The sequence below is a fragment of the Kitasatospora sp. NPDC056181 genome (genome assembly GCF_042266225.1).
In the GTDB taxonomy this organism is placed as follows: Bacteria; Actinomycetota; Actinomycetes; order Streptomycetales; family Streptomycetaceae; genus Kitasatospora.
The window spans coordinates 31806-48739 of the sequence record NZ_JBHJUK010000030.1; the positions used below are offsets into that span (position 1 = coordinate 31806).

Here is a 16934-nt window from a genome sequence, read left to right on the forward strand (position 1 = left end):
GCCCCGGAGCGGGGCGGGGTGTGAGGGTCTGGGCGGCGGCGTCGCCCGTCGGGTCCTGGGCGCGGGGGCCCGGGGCGTGGGGCGGGATGGTCACGGCGGGAGGGCCGGGACGGGATGGTCGGGGCGGCTCCGGGCGGGGCTTAGGCTGGAGGTTGCCCCACTCGAAGGACGCCGCGATGCCCATCGTTCCGCCGACGCACTCCGTCGAGCGCTCGCTCCGCCGGGCCGGCGCCAAGATCGTCGTCGGCCTCGACGAGGTCGGGCGCGGCGCCTGGGCCGGCCCGGTCACCGTGGGTGCCGCCGTCACCGGCCTGCGCAAGCCGCCGGAGGGTCTGACCGACTCCAAGCTGCTCACCGAGCTGCGTCGTGAGGCGCTCGCCCCGGTGCTCGCCGACTGGGTGACCGCGTACGCGCTCGGTCACGCCACCGCGCTGGAGTGTGACGAGCTCGGGATGACCGCCGCCCTCCGGCTGGCCGCCGTCCGCGCGCTGGAGGCACTGCCGGTGGAGCCGGACGCGGTGATACTCGACGGCAAGCACGACTACCTGGGCGGCCCCTGGCGGGTGCGCACGGTGATCAAGGGCGACCAGTCCTGCATCTGCGTCTCGGCCGCCTCGGTGCTCGCCAAGGTGCACCGCGACGGCATGATGGCCGAACTCGGCGAGGCGCACCCGGAGTACGGCTTCGCCGACAACGCCGGCTACCCGTCGCCGGTCCACCGTGCCGCGCTGGAGGAGTTCGGCCCGACCGAACAGCACCGGCTCTCCTGGGCGTACATGGACGGCCTGCCCCAGTGGCGTCATCTGAAGCGGAACAGGGTCGGCGTGGGTACGGGCGGAGCGGGTTCCGGCGGACCGGCCGACGAACAGTTGACGCTCGGTTTCTGACGTTCCGTCGGGAATTGCCGGGGTGGGGGCGGTCGGTTCGTGGTGCCCAATTGGTGGGGTGCCCGTGCGCGCCCGACCGGCATTTGATAGATATCCGGGTATGCCTGTCTTCCCCGAGGAGCCGGAGATTCACAAGAGCCTCCCGGGCCCCGGCGTTCCCTTCCCACGCGAGTCGGACGCACAAGCCCTTCCCACGCCTGCCGTTGGCAGCTCGACCACTACCGCACCGTCGGCCGCGGCTGCCGCACCGTCGGTCGTCGCACCGGTTCCGGTGCCGGGCCCGCGTCCCGCACCTGCGCGGTCGGCGCCGGCGCGCGCCGACCGCCCGGGGCCGCCGCGTACGGCCCAGATCCCCAAGCCCGGCCCGCGCCGCCCGGCGCCCGCCGCACCGCAGCCCGAGGTCCAGCTGGTCGCCGCCACCAAGGCACAGGCCCTGGACCGCGCGGACGAGGCGGTCGACCAGCTGCTGGACGCCGGGCGCAAGCCGGGCGACATCCTGGTGCTGACGGTCGGCGCGGCGCACCCCTGGCAGCAGCACGAGCTCTCCTTCGGCGAGGAGCGCTACTGGGCGCAACTCGCCGAGGGCGGGGACGTGTTCTACGCCGACGCCGCGCTGACCCGTCCGGCCCGCCGTGAGGTGGTCGTGCTGGTCGTCAACGGCGGTACGGCCGGCCGCGCCGCCGAGGCGTACACCAAGGCGCTCGGCCACACGGCCGCGCTCCTGGTGGTCTGCGGCGACGCCGGTCCCGCAGCCGCGGCCGCCGCCGGCCCGACCAGCGGGCGTCTGCCCGCCTGACACCCCTGGACCGTCCGGGCCCGATGCCGCCGAGGCGCCGGGCCCGGTTCGCGTTGTGCGGCCCGCGCCGGGTGGTTGTGCAGGGCGCCCGAGCAGGGTTCGCGTACAGGGCGCCCTGGGTGCCGGTGCGCGGGGTGCTGGAGCGCGGGGTGTGCGGCGCGGTGGCCGTGAAGGGTCGGTCGTTGCGCAGGGTGGTGCGTGGGAGCAGGTGATCCCCGGAGGTCCGAGGCCTGCTCCCGGCGCACCGATCCCCGTGTTCGGTGGTGTTGCACCGCGCCCCGCGTTCGGTGGCGCTCCGTGCCCCGTCGCCGGTGCGGGTCGCGTCAGCGGGTCCCGGTGCGCCGGGCCGGCTCGATGGCCGTGACGCGGGCCGGAGTCCACGGGAGCTCGGACGCCCGGGGGCGCTGCGACCGGTCGCCACGCTGGCTCCGCTCCGCCGGTGGGAGCCGGACCGACCGGGGCGGCAGCTCCGTCACGGTGTGGACCGGCCCGTCCGCCCAGGAGCCCGCGTTCGGGTTGCGTCCGCCGCGCTCGTCGCCGAGGACCTGCCAGCCCGCCGGGGTCAGCGCGATGTAGGAACCGCAGCGCAGCCCGTGCAGCACGGCCGCATCCTGCAGGGCCCACATCCAGGCGCCGTCCTGCTCCGTCCAGCCGGCCGCACCCTCGCGGCAGCGCAGCAGCACGGCCGTCCGGGTCGGGGCGGCCTGTCGCAGGTCGTGCGGGGTGACCTGGCGCAGGTGCGAAAGGATCGCGTTGCGATGCTGCCAGCCGTCGGTGTCGTGAGGCCAGGGTGCGAACGAGGCGGAGGCGGTCAGCCGGTGCGACGCGTCCACCACGCCGACCACGACCGTGCCCGGCTGGGGCAGGTGGCGCTGGTGCAGCTCCAGGACGAATTCGCGCGGATCGCGCAGCAACGGGACCCCCGCGGCCGCCCACGCCTCCAGATCGAGCACCCGTCTGGGCGACGAACTCCGGGCGAGGGGATACTGACCTCGGCCGATACCGTTGATCACGATCCTCCTTCCCGACCCACGGGCGCGCGGGTACCTGCGTACGCCGAAGGCCTGGTCCATCGGACCGGCTTCCGGGTACGGTCCGATTCTCAGGGCAGATGGGGCGGAGCGGCAACGATGAAATGATGAACGGCGCCCGAAAGCCAACGTTCTGCCAGATATATTCCACCGCCGTGCGGGTGTCAGTCGGGCGGCGCCAGATCGTGATCCGGGGCGCCCGAAGGCCTCTGCGCAGCATCTCGAGCAACATCCGCCCCTCCGTCCCCGATCGATGCGTCTTGCGGTCGCGGTTGTTCCGGCGATCGCCTCCGTTGCTCCATTCGAGTGATGGTCGCTGTCGGGCCTTCCGGGTCCACCGTCCTGCACCGGCCCACCGCTCCCCCGTCCCGCCCGTCGTGTCGGCCCTCTCCCTCTCCGGCCCGGTGCCTCAGCCCTGCACGGCCAGTACGAGGGGCAGGACCGCGCTCGCCCCGGCCTTGCGCAGCAGCCGGGCGGCGACGGTGACCGTCCACCCGGAGTCGACCAGGTCGTCCACCAGCAGCACCGGCCCGCCCGCCCCGGCCACCGCGGCCGCCACCTCCGGCGGCAGGACGAGCGCGCCGGCCAGGGAGTGCAGCCGCTGGGCGCTGTTGCTGCGCGCACCGTGCGGGGGCTGTCCGGTCGCGTACTCGAACTGTCCGAGCAGCGGCAGCCGACCGATCTCGGCGATCCGGGCGCCGAGGCTGCCGACCAGTTGCGGCCTACCGGACGAGGCCATGGTCACCACGCCGACCGGCCGCTCCAGCCGGGCGCCCTCGGTGGTCGCGGGCCCGGCCCAGCCGCCGGGGCCGCGTGCCCAGTCGGCCAGCACCGCGACCAGGGCGTCCACCGCCTCGCCGGGGACGGGAACGTCGGGCGCCTGGTCGGCGAGCAGGGTGCGCAGCCGGTTTCCCCAGCCGATGTCGGACAGCCGCCCGAGGGCCCGGCCGGTCTCGGCCTGCTCGCCCGCCGGGATGCGGCCCTTGAGCGGCACGCCCAGCGCGTCCATGCCGGTGGGCCAGAGCCGGCGCGGCTCGAAGCTCACCCCGGGCCGGCCGAGCGCGGCCCGGGCCGCGTCCAGTGCCTCGGCGGACACCTCAGGGGTGTGCAGCGGTCCAGCGCAGTTGTCGCAGCGGCCGCACGGCACGGCCTGCTCGTCGTCGAGCTGCCGCCGCAGGAACTCCATCCGGCATCCGGTACCCGACGCGTACTCGCGCATGGCCCGCTGCTCGGCCTCGCGGGAGGCCGCGACCTTGGCGTACCGGGCGGTGTCGTACTGCCAGCTCTGCCCGGTGGCGGTCCAGCCGCCCTTGACCCGCCGCACCGCGCCGTCCACGTCGAGGACCTTGAGCATGGTCTCCAAGCGGGCGCGGCGAAGGTCCACCCGGGGCTCGAGGGCGGCGGTGGAGAGCGGCCGGCCGGCCTCGGCGAGCGCGTTGATGGTGCGGCGCACCTGCTCCTCCGGAGGGAAGGCCAGCGAGGCGAAGTAGCGCCAGATCGCCTCGTCCTCGCGCCCGGGCAGCAGCAGTACCTCGGCCCGGTCGACGCCACGGCCTGCCCGGCCCACCTGCTGGTAGTAGGCGATGGGCGAGCTCGGCGAGCCCAGGTGGACCACGAAGCCGAGGTCGGGCTTGTCGAAGCCCATGCCGAGCGCGGAGGTGGCGACCAGGGCCTTGACCCGGTTGGCCAGCAGGTCCGCCTCGGCGGTCCGGCGCTCGGCGTCCTCGGTGCGGCCCGAGTACGAGGCCACCGCGAAGCCCCGCTCGCGCAGGAAGGCCGTGACCTCGTCGGCGGCGGCGACCGTCAGGGTGTAGACGATGCCGGAGCCGGGCAGCCGGTCGAGGTGGTCGGCCAGCCAGGCCAGGCGGTGCGCCGGATCGGGCAGGGAGAGCACGCCGAGGGTGAGGCTCTCGCGGTCGAGCGGCCCGCGCAGCACGAGGGCGTGCGCGTCGGTGGCGCCGGTGCCCAGCTGCTCGGCGACGTCGGCGGTGACCCGGGCGTTGGCCGTGGCGGTGGTGGCCAGCACCGGGACGCCCGGCGAGAGGTCGGCGAGCATGGTGCGGAGCCGCCGGTAGTCGGGGCGGAAGTCGTGGCCCCAGTCGGAGATGCAGTGGGCCTCGTCGACCACCAGGAGGCCGGTGGAGGCGGCGAGCTTGGGCAGCACCTGGTCGCGGAAGTCGGGGTTGTTCAGCCGCTCGGGGCTGACCAGCAGGATGTCCACCGCCCCGGCCGCGACCTCGGCCTGGATCGCGTCCCACTCGTCGGTGTTGGCCGAGTTGATGGTGCGGGCGTGGATACCGGCCCGGGCCGCCGACTCCACCTGGTTGCGCATCAGGGCGAGCAGGGGGGAGACGATCACCGTCGGCCCGGCGCCGCGGGCGCGCAGCAGGGCGGTGGCGATGAAGTAGACCGCGGACTTGCCCCAGCCGGTGCGCTGCACCACGAGGGCCCGCCGGTGGTCGACGACCAGGGCCTCGATGGCCGTCCACTGGTCGTCGCGGAGCGTGGCGGCGGGCCCGGCGAGTTCGCGCAGGACGGCCTCGGCCCGCGCCCGGACCTCGGCGCGGTCGGCGGCCGTGGCGCTGCCGGGGGCGCTACCCGGGGCGGTGCCCGCCGGGCCGGTGCCGGACGTGGCGGTGTCGTCGGTGGCGGTGGTGTGGGTCTGCGGCTGCTGCATGCCGTCCATGTAACCCCGAGGTGCCGACAATGGGCGAACGGCGGCCGTGCACGGGCGGGTGGAGTCCGGGTGCATTTCATCCGCTCTTCCGCTGAACGGCCGTCAAATATCGCTCGGGAGGGTGGTCCTGGCTGCCCCGAACGGGGGACGTTTTATCCACAGGCGGGGTTTATCCACAGGAAAAAAGAAAAATCCGGAGGCCTTCGCGAATTGCGGCAATCTTCCGGCCATGAACAACGAACGCATCACGCTTCCCTTCGGCCACTCCCCGGGAACCCGGCCGGTCACCATGCGGGGCCCGGCCGACATGGCCGAGCTGCTGCCCTACCTGCTCGGCTTCTTCCCCGACGACAGCATCGTCGCCGTCGGTCTCCAGGGGCCGGAGCTCCACCAGGGCGGGGTGATCCGGTTGGACATCCCGGAGTCGCCGGCGCAGTGGGCGGCCGCCGCCGACGAGACGGCCGCCCTGCTCGTCGGCCTGTCCGAGCAGCGGGACCGCCGCCCGGCCCAGGTGCTCCTCTACCTCTGCCAGGATCCCGTCGTCGAGCACGGCCCGCCCGTGCTCGCCGGGCTCGGACCGCTCGCCGCGGAGCTGCGGGCGGCCTTCGAGAGCAGGGGAGTACCGGTGAAGGAGTCGCTCTGCGTCTCCGCCGGGCGCTGGTGGTCCTTCCTCTGCCGCCGCGAGGGGTGCTGCGATCCGGGGGGCCATCCGATCCGGCGCGCGCCCGGCCCCGGAGCGGCGGCGGCCACCTTCGCCGGTCTCGCGCCGCGCGGCAGCCGCAAGGCGATCGTCGCCGGGCTGGCGCCGATCGGCCCGCCCGGTGCCGACGCGCAGCGACTGGCGCTCGCCCGGGTCACGGACGGCAGGGGCGCCGGGCTCGGGCCTGTGCTCTCCCTGGAGCAGGGCACCGAGCTGCTCGACCGGGCCGTGGCCGAGTTCATGGCCGGCGCCCGCGAGCTCGACGAACACCGGACGGCACAGCTGCTCGTCGCGCTCCAGGACCGGCGCACCCGGGACCGCGCCGCCGAGTACGCGCGGCCCGCCGAGCTCGCTCCCGCCCAGCGGCTCTGGCGGTTCCTCGCCCGGCGCTGCGTGCCGCCCTACACGGGCTACGCCCCGCCCCCGCTCACCCTGCTGGCCTGGGTGTCCTGGGTCGCGGGGGACAGCGCGACGGCCCGGGTCGTGCTCGCCCACGCGCTCCGCCTCGACCCCTCCTACCTGCTGGCCCAGCTGCTCTACGAGTCGCTGAACGGCGGTCTCTCCCCGGACCCGCTGCTGGCGAGGGCGGATGCCGAGCGGCGTCGCCGTGCCGGGGCGGAGGAGGAGGCGGCAGTCCGCCGGGTGCCCGGGTCGGCTCGCGGTGCGGAGCACGAGCCCCAGGGCGGCGCGCCGGGCGATCCGGACCAGGGCCCGGATCGGGGCCAGGACCAGGGCCCGGACCGAGGTCCGGGCCGGGGCCCCGACGAACCGCGCGATCCGACCCCCTCGAAGTCCCGACGCCGGCGGGCCCGCCGGGGTCCGTCCGGGTCCGCCGCCCCCGGGGCCTCGGGCGCCGTGCCGTCGCACGGGTCGGCGGACCGGGTGGAGGGCCCGCCCGGCGGCCCGGTCGCACAACTGCGACAGCGGACGGACCGCCTGGCCGGTTGCCGGCCGTCTTCGCAGCCGCGCGCCGCGCGCAAGTTGCGGCTGGGCCGCGCCTCGCCCTGGGCTCCCGCCGCACCGGCCGCACCGGCCGGCCGACGCGGCCGGTGCCGGGGCGTCCGGGGCCCGGCGATCGGATCGCGGCATGCGCAGTGACACCGTCGGCGGCGGACTCCTCCTGCCGCGTCTCCCCGCCGGCCGGGCGGGGCAATGGTCCCGCCCGGCCGGCGGAGGCCCGGGGAAGGCCACCGGCCGGCTCCGTGCCGCCGTCCGCCCCGCGCTGGTGCACGCAGACCCGTGGTGTGCCGGCAGGCCACGACCGGACCGGTCAATGCCCGGCCGGCTACGCCTCGCCGTGGGCCATCGCGATCAGGCGGTCGAGTACCTTGCCGCCGCTCACCCGCAGGCCGTCGTGCTCCCACTCGTTGGTGATCCACGTCCGCAGGCCGCGCACGGCGAGGGCGGTCGCCAGCGAGTCGGCGGTGTCGACGTACATGTCGTCGTGGTAGACCGCCGCGACCACCGGAACCTCGTTGGCGGCCAGCCGCGCCGGGTCGTACAGGTCGGCCCAGTCGGTGCGGGCGGCGAGCAGCTCGGCGGTCTCCTTCAGCGGCCGCAGCGCCGGGTCGGTGTCGAACATCCAGGGGTAGATCATCTCCCCGGTGAACAGCACCGGCGCCCCGGAGTCCAGCGCAGCCAGGGCGTCAAACTCCGGGAACTCCTTGCGGACGCGCTCGGCCGACCACGCGGTCCCGGCCGGGTCGACCGACCGCTGCCCGTAGATCGACTCGTGCAGCACGGCGTACAGCGGCCCCTCGGCGAAGGAGAGCTTCGCCTGCACGCCGGCCAGGAACGTGTCGGACAGCTCGGGCCCGGCCGCTCCCTCCACCCACGCCTCCTCCAGGAGGTAGTGCAGGCTGCCGGAACCGCTGCCGCCGCCCAGCACGATCCCGAGGGCCTGGAACGCCTGGACGGTGAGGAGCCCGCCACCGGGCAGCGTCGCGGGCGAGGCGGCCAGGTGCGCGGCGATCCGCCGCACGGCCTCGACGTCCTGCGGGAAGCGGGCGTAGTGCCCCTCGTTCTTGGCGACGACCCGCGGGTACGCGGCCCGGTAGACGTCGTCGGCCGAGCTGTGCAGGCCGGCCAGGCCACCGGTGATGAACGCCTCGTGCAGGCCCTCGGGCGCGATCGAGAGGTAGGCGAGGGTACAGAAGCCGCCGAAGCTCTGCCCGAGCACGCTCCAGCGCCGGTCGTCGCCGAGCAGCCGGCGGCGGATCAGCTCGGCGTCCCGCACGATCGAGTCCGCGCGGAAGTGCGCCAGGTAGTCCGCCTGCTGCCGGGCGCCGCCGCGCCGGGCGAGGGTCTGCCGGTTCGCGGGCGTGGACCGGCCGGTGCCGCGCTGGTCGAGCAGGAGCACCCGGTAGTCGTCGAGGGCGCGCTCAAGCCAGCCGTCGCGGCCGAGCGGGCGTCCGGCCTTGCCACCGGGCCCGCCCTGGAGGAAGAGCAGCCAGGGCAGGTCGTCCCTCTCGCGGCCCGGGGCCACCACCTCGCGGGCGTACACCTCGATCTGCTCGCCCTGTGGGGCGGCGTGGTCGAGGGGCAGCTGGAAGACGTGGTCGGTCGTGACGATCCCGGGCAGCCGGCTGGCGGTGGACATACAACTCCTCGGTATGTGCAGGTCACAGCGGTCGTGTCGCCGTCCACGGTGTTGCCGGTGCGGGCGCCGCGACCCCCGCACCGTATCCTGACGGCGTTCGGGCACCGGCTCGGCGGTTGCCCTCCTCGGCCACCCGCCTGCTGCGCCGTCCGCGGGCCGTGCACTGAGGCCCCGGCGGTCGTGTCCGACCGGAACGACGCCCGAACGACGCCGGAACGACGCCACGGCAGCACCGGGACGACCACCCGGAACCACGGTCGGGAGCTCCGAACCGGTGCGCCGGGCGTTACCTGCGACCGGTCGGTGGCGTTCACCCCGGGGGCACTTCGCCCGGAAGGCCTCCGGATCCGGAGACGGACCGAGCCGCGGTGGGCCCGGAGCCGGGTCCGTCAAAGCGCCGACGGCCGACCGGGCGGGCCGGCACACCGAGGAAGCGGCGTGCCCCGCCGCCCGGCGACGGCCGGTCCGGGGCACCGGGCGGGACACGGCGTCACCGGCACCGCCGGCCGCCGGACAAGACGACGCGCGGGCACCACGGGGTGCCCGGGGCGAGGCGGGGCCGGTGCCGGAGCGGTGCCGCGCGCCGCATGGCACGACCCGGCGCCGGGTACGGCCAGGCACGGCACACGCCGACGGGAAACCCCGCCGGCCAGGCACCACAGCACGCGATCGAGCATGCTCGCGGCCCACCGGCCTGACCGGCCACCGGACCGCCGAGGGGAGGAGAGTCCGGTGACCGCCATGAGGCCACCACAGGCGAGGCCGTCAGAGGCCGTGCCGGCCGAGACCGTGGCCGGCGCGCCGAGACCCGTCGGCCGCCCCGACCAGGTCCCCGCGGGCGCGCCCGCCGGCCAGGCACGGGCCTCGGCCCCACCACGTCCGCAGCCCGCAGCCGTCCACCACGCGGTGCTCTGCGTCAACGCGCCCGCGATGGCCGCCTCCGGGCCGGACGGGCAGCTGCGTGGCCACGGTCTCCACGGCTTCTACCGCTCCGGCGTCCGGGTGCTGGCCCGGATGGAGCTGCGGATCGGCGGCATGGAGCCGCTGCCCCTCCAGGGGACGCTGACCACGGCGGCGCAGGCCCGTTTCCTCGGCGCGGTCCGGATCCCCGGCGACCCCGACCCCGACCCGGCGCTCACCGTCGAGCGGCTGCGGCACGCCGACGGCGTCGAGACCGTCACCGTCCGCAACACGGGCAGCCGGCCCGCCCGGCTGCCGCTGGAGATCGCGCTCGGCACCGACCTCGGCCCGGTCGGCGAGATCGCCGCCGGACACCGGTCGCCGGACCTGCCGGGCCAGGTGCAGTCCGCCGGGCTGCGGTGGGTGGGCCCCACCCACAGCGCCGTCGTCAGTGCCAAGCCGTCGCCGCACGCCGTCCTGGCCGGCGCCGGCGTACTGCGCTGGGACCTCGAAGTGCAGCCCGGTGCCCGTTGGTCGGTCGAGCTGCGCACCGAGCTGGAGAGCACCACCCCCGGCCCCCGGCCGCCGGGCGGGCGCGGCACCGGGGTCCCGCTGCCCTGGGCGGAACCGGAGATCCGGAGCGACGACCCCCGGGTCGAGCTGCTGGTACCGCGATCCCTGGACGCCCTCGGGGGCCTGCTGTTCGCGGACCCGGACCGCCCGACCGACCTCTACCCGGCCTCCGGCGCGCCCTGGAGGTTCGGGCTCGCCCCGGCCGACGCGCTGTGGACGGCCCGGATGATCCTCCCGCTCGGCACCCGGCTGGCCGCCGGCACCCTCCGGGCGCTGGCCCGCCGGCAGCAGCCCGGCCCCGCCGGCGGCCAGGCGGGAGCGGCGCCGGGGCCGGGCGGCCAGGGCGGTCCGGGTCAGCCCGGCCGTCGCCCCGAAGGCCTGCTGCCCGGCGCCCTGCGGCACGGCGGGCCCGAGCTGCCGCCCGCCTGCACGGCCACCGAGGCGACGCTCCTCTTCATCACCGTGTTGGCCGAGGCCTGGCGCTGGGGCATGCCCCGGCAGGAGGTCGCCGAGCTGCTCCCGGCCGCCGAGCGCGCGCTCGGCGCCCTCCGCGGCGGCCTGGTCGACGGCTTCGTCACCGACCTGAGCCGCCCGGTCGAGGACCGCGCCGCCCACCCCGTGGCGGCCCGGGCCGAGGTCCAGGCCCAGGCGCACCGGGCCGCCCTGCACGGCGCCGACCTCCTGGAGGCCTTCGGCCGTCCCGGCGCCGAGGAGTGGCGCAGCTGGGCGGCCGTACTGCGAGGACGCTTCCGCGACCGGTTCTGGGTCGACGACCTCTCCGGTGGGCGCCCGGCGGCCGCCCTCGGACCGGGCGGCCAGCCACTGCCCGCGGTCGCCTCCTCCCTCGTCCACCTCCTCGACCCGGGGCTCTCCGCCGAGGGCGGGCGGCACGAGAGCCTGCTGGAGCGCGAGCAGACCAGACTGCTCGCCCAGCGCCTGGCCGCGCCCGAACTGGACAGCGGCTGGGGCCTGCGCACCCTCAGCGCCAAGTCGCCCCGGTTCAACCCGCTCGGCCACCGCAGCGGAGCGGTGCGCGTTCACGACACCGCCCTCGCGATCGCCGGACTGGCCGAAGCCGGCCACGAGAACGAGGCCGGGGCCCTGCTGGAGGGCCTGCTCGGCGCAGCCGCCCACTTCGAGGGGCGGCTGCCGGAGATGTACGCGGGGGAGCAGCGAACGCCCGGCTGCCCGCCGGTGCCGCACCCGGCGGCCTGCCGCCCCGCGGCGGTCTCGGCGGCCGGCGCGGTGCACGCGGTGTTCGCGCTCGCCGGGGTCCGTCCGGACGTCCCGGGCGGGCGGGTGCTGGTCCGCCCGGCCAGCACCGCGCCGCTCGGTGAGCTGCAGCTGACCGGCCTGCGCGTCGCGGGTGAGCCGTTCTCGGTCCGGGTGAGCCGGATCGGCGTGGCGATGGTCGAGGAGGCGTCCGCGGAGCTGCAGCTGGTCGCCCGCTGACGCCACCGCCACCAGGCGGGCGGCACCCGTGGCGGGCGGCTGCCGGGTCGGCCTCGGCCTGTCCCGCGGCCTGTCCCGTGCGGGCGGGGGCGGGTCCCGGCCGGACCCGCTCCCCGGGGCACCCCGGCCGGCCACGGGACCCCCTCGGCCGGCCACCGGGCCCGCCGGGTCCGGACCCGTCCTCGGCCCGGGGGCGGTCCCGCCCGGTTCCGCCCGGACCGGCCCCTGGTCCGCCCGTCGCGCGGTCACGGCACGGTCCGTGCACGGGCCTGTGCTTATCGTCAGAGAGACGACTATGATCGTCGCCATGTCGCGTTATGACCCGTCGGCCTTCCCCCCGTTCGCTGTCACGGTTGACCTGGTGGTGCTGACGGTGCGGGACCACGCGCTGTGTGCCTTGCTGGTCCGACGGGGCGAGCCCCCCTTTCAGGGCTACTGGGCGCTGCCCGGTGGCTTCGTCCGTCCGGACGAGGGCCTGGCCGAGGCGGCCTCCCGGGAGCTGGCGGAGGAGACCGGCCTGCGCGCCTACTCCGCCCCCGGGCACGACGCGGCGACCCCCGGCACGGCCGGCGCCCACCTGGAGCAGCTCGCGACCTACGGTCACCCGCAGCGTGACCCCCGGATGCGGGTGGTCAGCGTCGCGTACCTGGTCCTGGCCCCGGACCTGCCGACCCCGCGCGCCGGCGGCGACGCCAGCAGCGCCCGCTGGGCGCCCGTCACCGAACTGCTCGGAAAGAACCCGGCGGACGAGGTCCCGCTCGCCTTCGACCACGGGCTGATCCTTGCCGACGGCGTCGAGCGCGCCCGTTCCAAGATCGAGTACTCCTCGCTGGCCACCGCCTTCTGCTCGCCGGAGTTCACCGTCGGCGAGCTGCGCCGCGTCTACGAGGCCGTGTGGGGCGTGGTGCTGGACCCCCGGAACTTCCATCGCAAGGTCACCGGCACCCCCGGCTTCCTGCTGCCCTCCGGCGGTACGACGACACGTCAGGGTGGCCGCCCGGCCCAGCTGTTCACCGCCGGCGGGGCGACCGTGCTCAACCCGCCGATGCTGCGCCCGGACTCCTGAGCGGGGCGGCGAGACGGCTCGGGGGTCTTCCCCCCGTCGGCCGACGGCCCGTCGCAGGATCGGATTGTCCCCTGATCGGGTGAGGTGTGTGGCCCCCGGGCCCGCGCCGCTCCCGTAATGCCCGGAATCGCCACGGTGGCCCCCTAATGTGCTGGCGCGGGGTCGCGCGCGCGACCCCGCGTCACGCAGGGACGCAGGTCGGCCGAGGGCATGGGAGCAGCCAGCGATGATCCAGATCACCGGACTGACCAAGGTCTACCGCAGAGGCGGGCCGCCGGCGGTGCTCGATCTGACCTTCGACGCCCGCCCGGGAGTGGTGACGGCGTTGCTCGGCCCCGAGGACGCCGGCAAGTCCACTGCACTGCGGCTGATGCTCGAACTCGAACGCGGCCGGGGCGTCACGCTCTTCGGCGGCCGCACCTACCGCCGACTGCGGCGCCCTGAGCGCGAGGTCGGCGTGCTGCTGCCCGGTCCGGGCGGAGCTGAGGGGTCCGTCGCGGGGCACCCGGGCCGAAGGGCGCACAGCCACCTGCGGATGCTGGCGGCTGCCGTCGGAGCCCCCGCCCGGCGGGCCGACGAACTGCTGGAGCAGACCCGGCTCGCCACCGTCGCTGGGCAGCGGCTCCGCACCTTCTCGCCCGGCATGCACCGTCGGCTGGCGCTCGCCACCGCCTTGCTCGGAGACCCGGGGACCCTCCTCCTCGACGCTCCCACCGAGGGCCTGTCGCCGCGCAACGTGGAGTGGTTCCACTCCTTCCTGCGCTCGTTCGGCGTGGCGGGCGGGACGGTCCTGGTGACCACCCGCACCCCGCAGGAGGCCGCCCAGCTCGCGGACCGGGTGATCACGCTCGACCAGGGCCGGATGGTGGCCGACCAGCCGGTGACGGAGTTCCGCCGGACCCGGCTCAGCCCCGAGGTGGCGGTGCGCGGGCCGCAGATGGCCCGTCTTGCCGATCTCCTGGCCGGCCAGGGCGCGCAGGTGAGACGGGACGGCGGGGCGGGCCTCGCGGTGTCGGGGATCGGCCGTACCGAGATCGGTGAACTCGCCTACCAGCACGGCATCCTGCTGCACGAACTCGCCGACCGGGTGGTGGAGCAGCCCGCGCCCCGCGCCACACTGCCCGTGTCCTCGGGCCGCTCCGGTCGCCTCCACGTCCAGGCGGCGGACGGCCGTCCTCCGGCCGATTCCGTGTCCGACCGTCCGGTCAGGAAGCGCCCGGTGAAGGCCCGCCGGGCGGTCGACGAGCAGATGGCGGGTCAGGCGGCGGCCACCCGGGCGATGCGTCCGGCGACCGTGGACCAGGAGCCCGGGCCGGTACCGGTACCGGTACCGGAACCGGAGCGGCGGGGCGGACAGGCCCAGGTGCCCCAGCCCAGTGCCGAGACACCGGTCGGCGTCGCGCTCCCCGCCCTCGCACTGCCCGCCACCCCGGGCCCGGTCTCCCCGGGCCCGGCCACCCCCGTCGACAGCACCTCCGCCGACAACCCCGACAGCCCCGACAACCCCGACAGCGCCTCCGCCGCGACCGCACTGTCGGTGGTGGCCCGGATGACCCGAATGACCCGGATGACCCGGACGGCCCGGACCACCCCGCCCACCGGGCGCGAGACCCCTGGCCAGGACGACCAGGGCGACCTGGGCGACCTGGCCGGCCTTCTGGAGCCCTCCCCGACCGTCGCCGTGGACCGTCTCTTCCGGGACGGCCTCAACGGGCTGGTCCGGTCGGGCGGCGGCGGCGGCCAGGCCGGCGCCGAGCCCCGCGACCGGCGCGAGGAGTCCGCCGCCGCAGGGGACCTGCTGACCGCCGACACGATCCGCCTCGGCCGCCTGGACCCGGCAACCGCCCCCGCACGCATGCCCGCCCCCACGTCCGACCCCGCCCCTGCACCCGCACCCACCCCCACCCCCACCGACACCCCCGCCCAGACGCCCACCCCCGACCACCGGAGCGAGTGAACCGTGCGTGCCCTGGCCTACGAGCTGCGCCGGCTGCGCGGCCTCCGTTCCACCTGGTTGCTCCTCGCCACGGTGCTGCTCTGCGACGCCGTCGTGGCCGCCGTGCTGGCCGCACAGGCGCCGGCGGGTGCGCTGGCCGGTCCGGCCGGCGTCCGGCTGCTCACGGCGACCGTCCCGCTGATCCCGCTGCCGTTCGCGGCGCTCGGCGCCGGTGTGCTGGGCGCGCTCTCGTACGGGCACGAGGTGCGCCACCCGGGGCTGCCGGCCTCGCAGGTGTCGTACCTGCGCCGGGTGCGGCTGCTGCTGGCCAAGCTGGTGGTGATCGCCCCGGTGGTGGGGCTGCTGGCGCTGGCTACGCTGCTGGTCGACGTGGTGGCCGTGCACCTCGCCCTGCCGGCGGGGGTGGCGGTGGCCGCCTGGTCGGACCCGGCGGCGCTCTCGGACCGGGTGTCCGAGGCGTTCGACTCGGCGGGCCTGACCGGGTTCGCCGACCTCCCGGGGGCGCTGGCCCCGGCGGCGCTCGTGGCCGGTCACGGGGTGCCGGCCGCCCTGCTGGCCTTCGTCGCACTGGTGGTCGTGGCGGGCTGGACGGGCGTGCTGACGGCCTCGCTGACCCGCAGCGCCGCGGCCGGTGTGCTGCTGCTCTGCGCGCTGCCGCCGCTGCTGGAGTCCGCTGTGGCGCTGCTGCTGCGGCAGACGGGGACGGCCTGGCCGACCCGCGCGGCGGAGCTGCTGCCGTTCCAGTCCGGCATCGAGTGGGCGTACGGATGGGTGTACGGCGGGGACCGCCGGGTTGCGGCGGGCGGGTCGGCACTGACCGATCCCGCGCTGCTGGCGGCGGTGGCGGCGCCCGCGGTGGTGCTACTGCTCGCCGCCCTCCTGGTCCAGGCGCGTCGCCGCGCGCTCTGAGCCCCTCCGGAACGTCCCGCCCCGGCCGCCCCGCCGGGGCGGGGCCGTTGCTGACGGTCTGCCAAGATCGACCAGCAGTGACCGTGATGAGCGGTTCTTCCTGATAAGAAGTCAATTATCCAGTCACGGTCGATCACCCTTTCGTGTGCTTTTCACGAGAATCCTCAAGCTGGGCCCGCCGATCGCCGACAAAGGACCTGTGAGTACCCTTGCGCACCCCACCATGACCCCCGCCCGTTCCGCCGACGGGGCCGTCCCCGGCTCCGGCGACCTGGACCGCTTCTCGTACGCCGACCGGCCGATCCCGCCGGCGCCCCGCTGGGAGGGCGCCGAGTCGGACCTGGCCCGGGTCGGCCGCAAGACCACCAGCAGCCGCGGCCGCGGTCTGCACGGCCAGCTGGTGCAGCAGCTCGGCCAGATGATCGTCTCGGGTGACCTCGGTGCCGACCGCCCGCTCGTCCCCGAGGAGATCGGCCAGCGGTTCGAGGTCTCCCGCACCGTGGTCCGCGAGTCGCTGCGCGTGCTGGAGGCCAAGGGCCTGGTCAGCGCCCGGCCGAACGTCGGCACCCGGGTCCGCCCGGTCGGCGACTGGAACCTGCTCGACCCGGACATCATCGAGTGGCGCGCCTTCGGCCCGCAGCGCGACGAGCAGCGCCGGGAGCTGTTCGAGCTCCGCTGGGCGATCGAGCCGCTGGCCGCCCGGCTCGCCGCCGGCCACGGCCGGGAGGACGTCCAGCAGCGGCTGGTCGAGCTGATCGAGATCATGGGCCACGCCGCCGGCCAGGCCGACCTGGCCACCTTCTCGCGGGCCGACGCCGAGCTGCACGTCCTCGTCCTGCAGATGGCCGGCAACCGGATGCTGGAGCACCTCTCCGGGATCGTCTCCGGTGCGCTCCAGGTGTCCGGCGGTCCGGCCACCTCCTGCGAGCGGCCCTCCGAGGCCTCGGTCAGCCTGCACGCCCGGCTGGTCGACGCGCTCGGCACCGGCGACGGCACGGCGGGCGAGGCCGCGATGCGGGCGCTGCTCACCGTCCACCCGGAGATCGAGCCGTCCGTCCCGGCCCCCCGGGAGCACTGAGCCGCCCCACCTGGCGACCGGGCGACCCCGGCGAACCCATGGCCCTCCGGCTGCACCCCACGGCGCGGTCGGAGGGCCCTTCCGTGCCGGGTCGCGCACCCGCCCGCCCGGCCCTCCGGACTCCCGCCACGCCGACATGTCCTGCCCATGCCAACCGACTTCGGCGCGAGTGCGCGATGATGGAAGCCGGCCCCGGGTCGCGGGCGCCGAACGGTGTGACCCGCGACACGAAGGCCATGCGTAACACTTGACGAGTAGCAGCGATGTCTCCAGAGCGGAAGCAGCTCCGGAATACCCCAACATGTCAGA

Annotated in this window: 11 protein-coding genes; 8 read left to right on the forward strand and 3 right to left on the reverse strand. The window is 76.0% G+C overall.

Going from position 1 to position 16934, the window contains the following annotated elements; translation table 11 throughout:
• Positions 1–176: 176 nt before the first annotated feature.
• Together ACFC1F_RS14530 and ACFC1F_RS14535 are read left to right on the forward strand one after the other, a co-directional pair.
• Positions 177–887 carry a ribonuclease HII gene (locus ACFC1F_RS14530; RefSeq protein ID WP_376158311.1) on the forward strand — a complete coding sequence of 237 codons (711 nt, stop codon included), beginning with the start codon at positions 177–179 and terminating at the stop codon, positions 885–887.
• A 271-nt stretch (positions 888–1158) separates the two neighbouring features.
• A complete protein-coding gene (locus ACFC1F_RS14535; RefSeq protein WP_376158313.1) occupies positions 1159–1683 on the forward strand; it encodes a hypothetical protein in 525 nt (174 codons plus the stop codon).
• Between the two features lie 323 nt (positions 1684–2006).
• Here the strand turns inward: ACFC1F_RS14535 and ACFC1F_RS14540 are convergent, their stop codons facing one another.
• Positions 2007–2636 (reverse strand): hypothetical protein, encoded by a 630-nt coding sequence (locus ACFC1F_RS14540; protein ID WP_376158315.1) that lies wholly within the window; start codon positions 2634–2636, stop codon positions 2007–2009.
• A gap of 487 nt (positions 2637–3123) precedes the next feature.
• Positions 3124–5391 (reverse strand): RecQ family ATP-dependent DNA helicase, encoded by a 2268-nt coding sequence (locus ACFC1F_RS14545; protein WP_376158317.1) that lies wholly within the window; start codon positions 5389–5391, stop codon positions 3124–3126.
• Positions 5392–5620: 229 nt separating this feature from the next.
• On the opposite strand from ACFC1F_RS14545, the gene ACFC1F_RS14550 reads away from it, so the two are divergent.
• Positions 5621–7189: a DUF4192 domain-containing protein gene (locus ACFC1F_RS14550; RefSeq protein WP_376158320.1), complete on the forward strand. Its 1569-nt coding sequence runs from the start codon at positions 5621–5623 to the stop codon at positions 7187–7189.
• Positions 7190–7376: 187 nt separating this feature from the next.
• Here ACFC1F_RS14550 and ACFC1F_RS14555 read toward each other — a convergent pair whose 3' ends face one another.
• Positions 7377–8690, reverse strand: a complete 1314-nt coding sequence (locus tag ACFC1F_RS14555) for an alpha/beta fold hydrolase (RefSeq protein WP_376158322.1) — start codon at positions 8688–8690, stop codon at positions 7377–7379.
• Positions 8691–9431: 741 nt separating this feature from the next.
• Here ACFC1F_RS14555 and ACFC1F_RS14560 point away from each other — a divergent pair.
• From ACFC1F_RS14560 to ACFC1F_RS14580, 5 genes are all read left to right on the forward strand, one after another.
• Positions 9432–11615 (forward strand): glycogen debranching N-terminal domain-containing protein, encoded by a 2184-nt coding sequence (locus ACFC1F_RS14560; protein WP_376158363.1) that lies wholly within the window; start codon positions 9432–9434, stop codon positions 11613–11615.
• 307 nt (positions 11616–11922) lie between these two features.
• Positions 11923–12681, forward strand: a complete 759-nt coding sequence (locus ACFC1F_RS14565) for an NUDIX domain-containing protein (RefSeq protein ID WP_209415406.1) — start codon at positions 11923–11925, stop codon at positions 12679–12681.
• Between the two features lie 226 nt (positions 12682–12907).
• Positions 12908–14638: an ATP-binding cassette domain-containing protein gene (locus ACFC1F_RS14570; RefSeq protein ID WP_376158325.1), complete on the forward strand. Its 1731-nt coding sequence runs from the start codon at positions 12908–12910 to the stop codon at positions 14636–14638.
• 3 nt (positions 14639–14641) lie between these two features.
• A complete protein-coding gene (locus ACFC1F_RS14575) occupies positions 14642–15547 on the forward strand; it encodes a hypothetical protein (RefSeq protein WP_376158328.1) in 906 nt (301 codons plus the stop codon).
• A 199-nt stretch (positions 15548–15746) separates the two neighbouring features.
• The gene (locus ACFC1F_RS14580) at positions 15747–16625 is read left to right on the forward strand and encodes a FadR/GntR family transcriptional regulator (RefSeq protein WP_376158330.1); all 879 of its coding nucleotides are present in this window, start codon (positions 15747–15749) and stop codon (positions 16623–16625) included.
• The last annotated feature ends 309 nt before the right edge of the window (positions 16626–16934 follow it).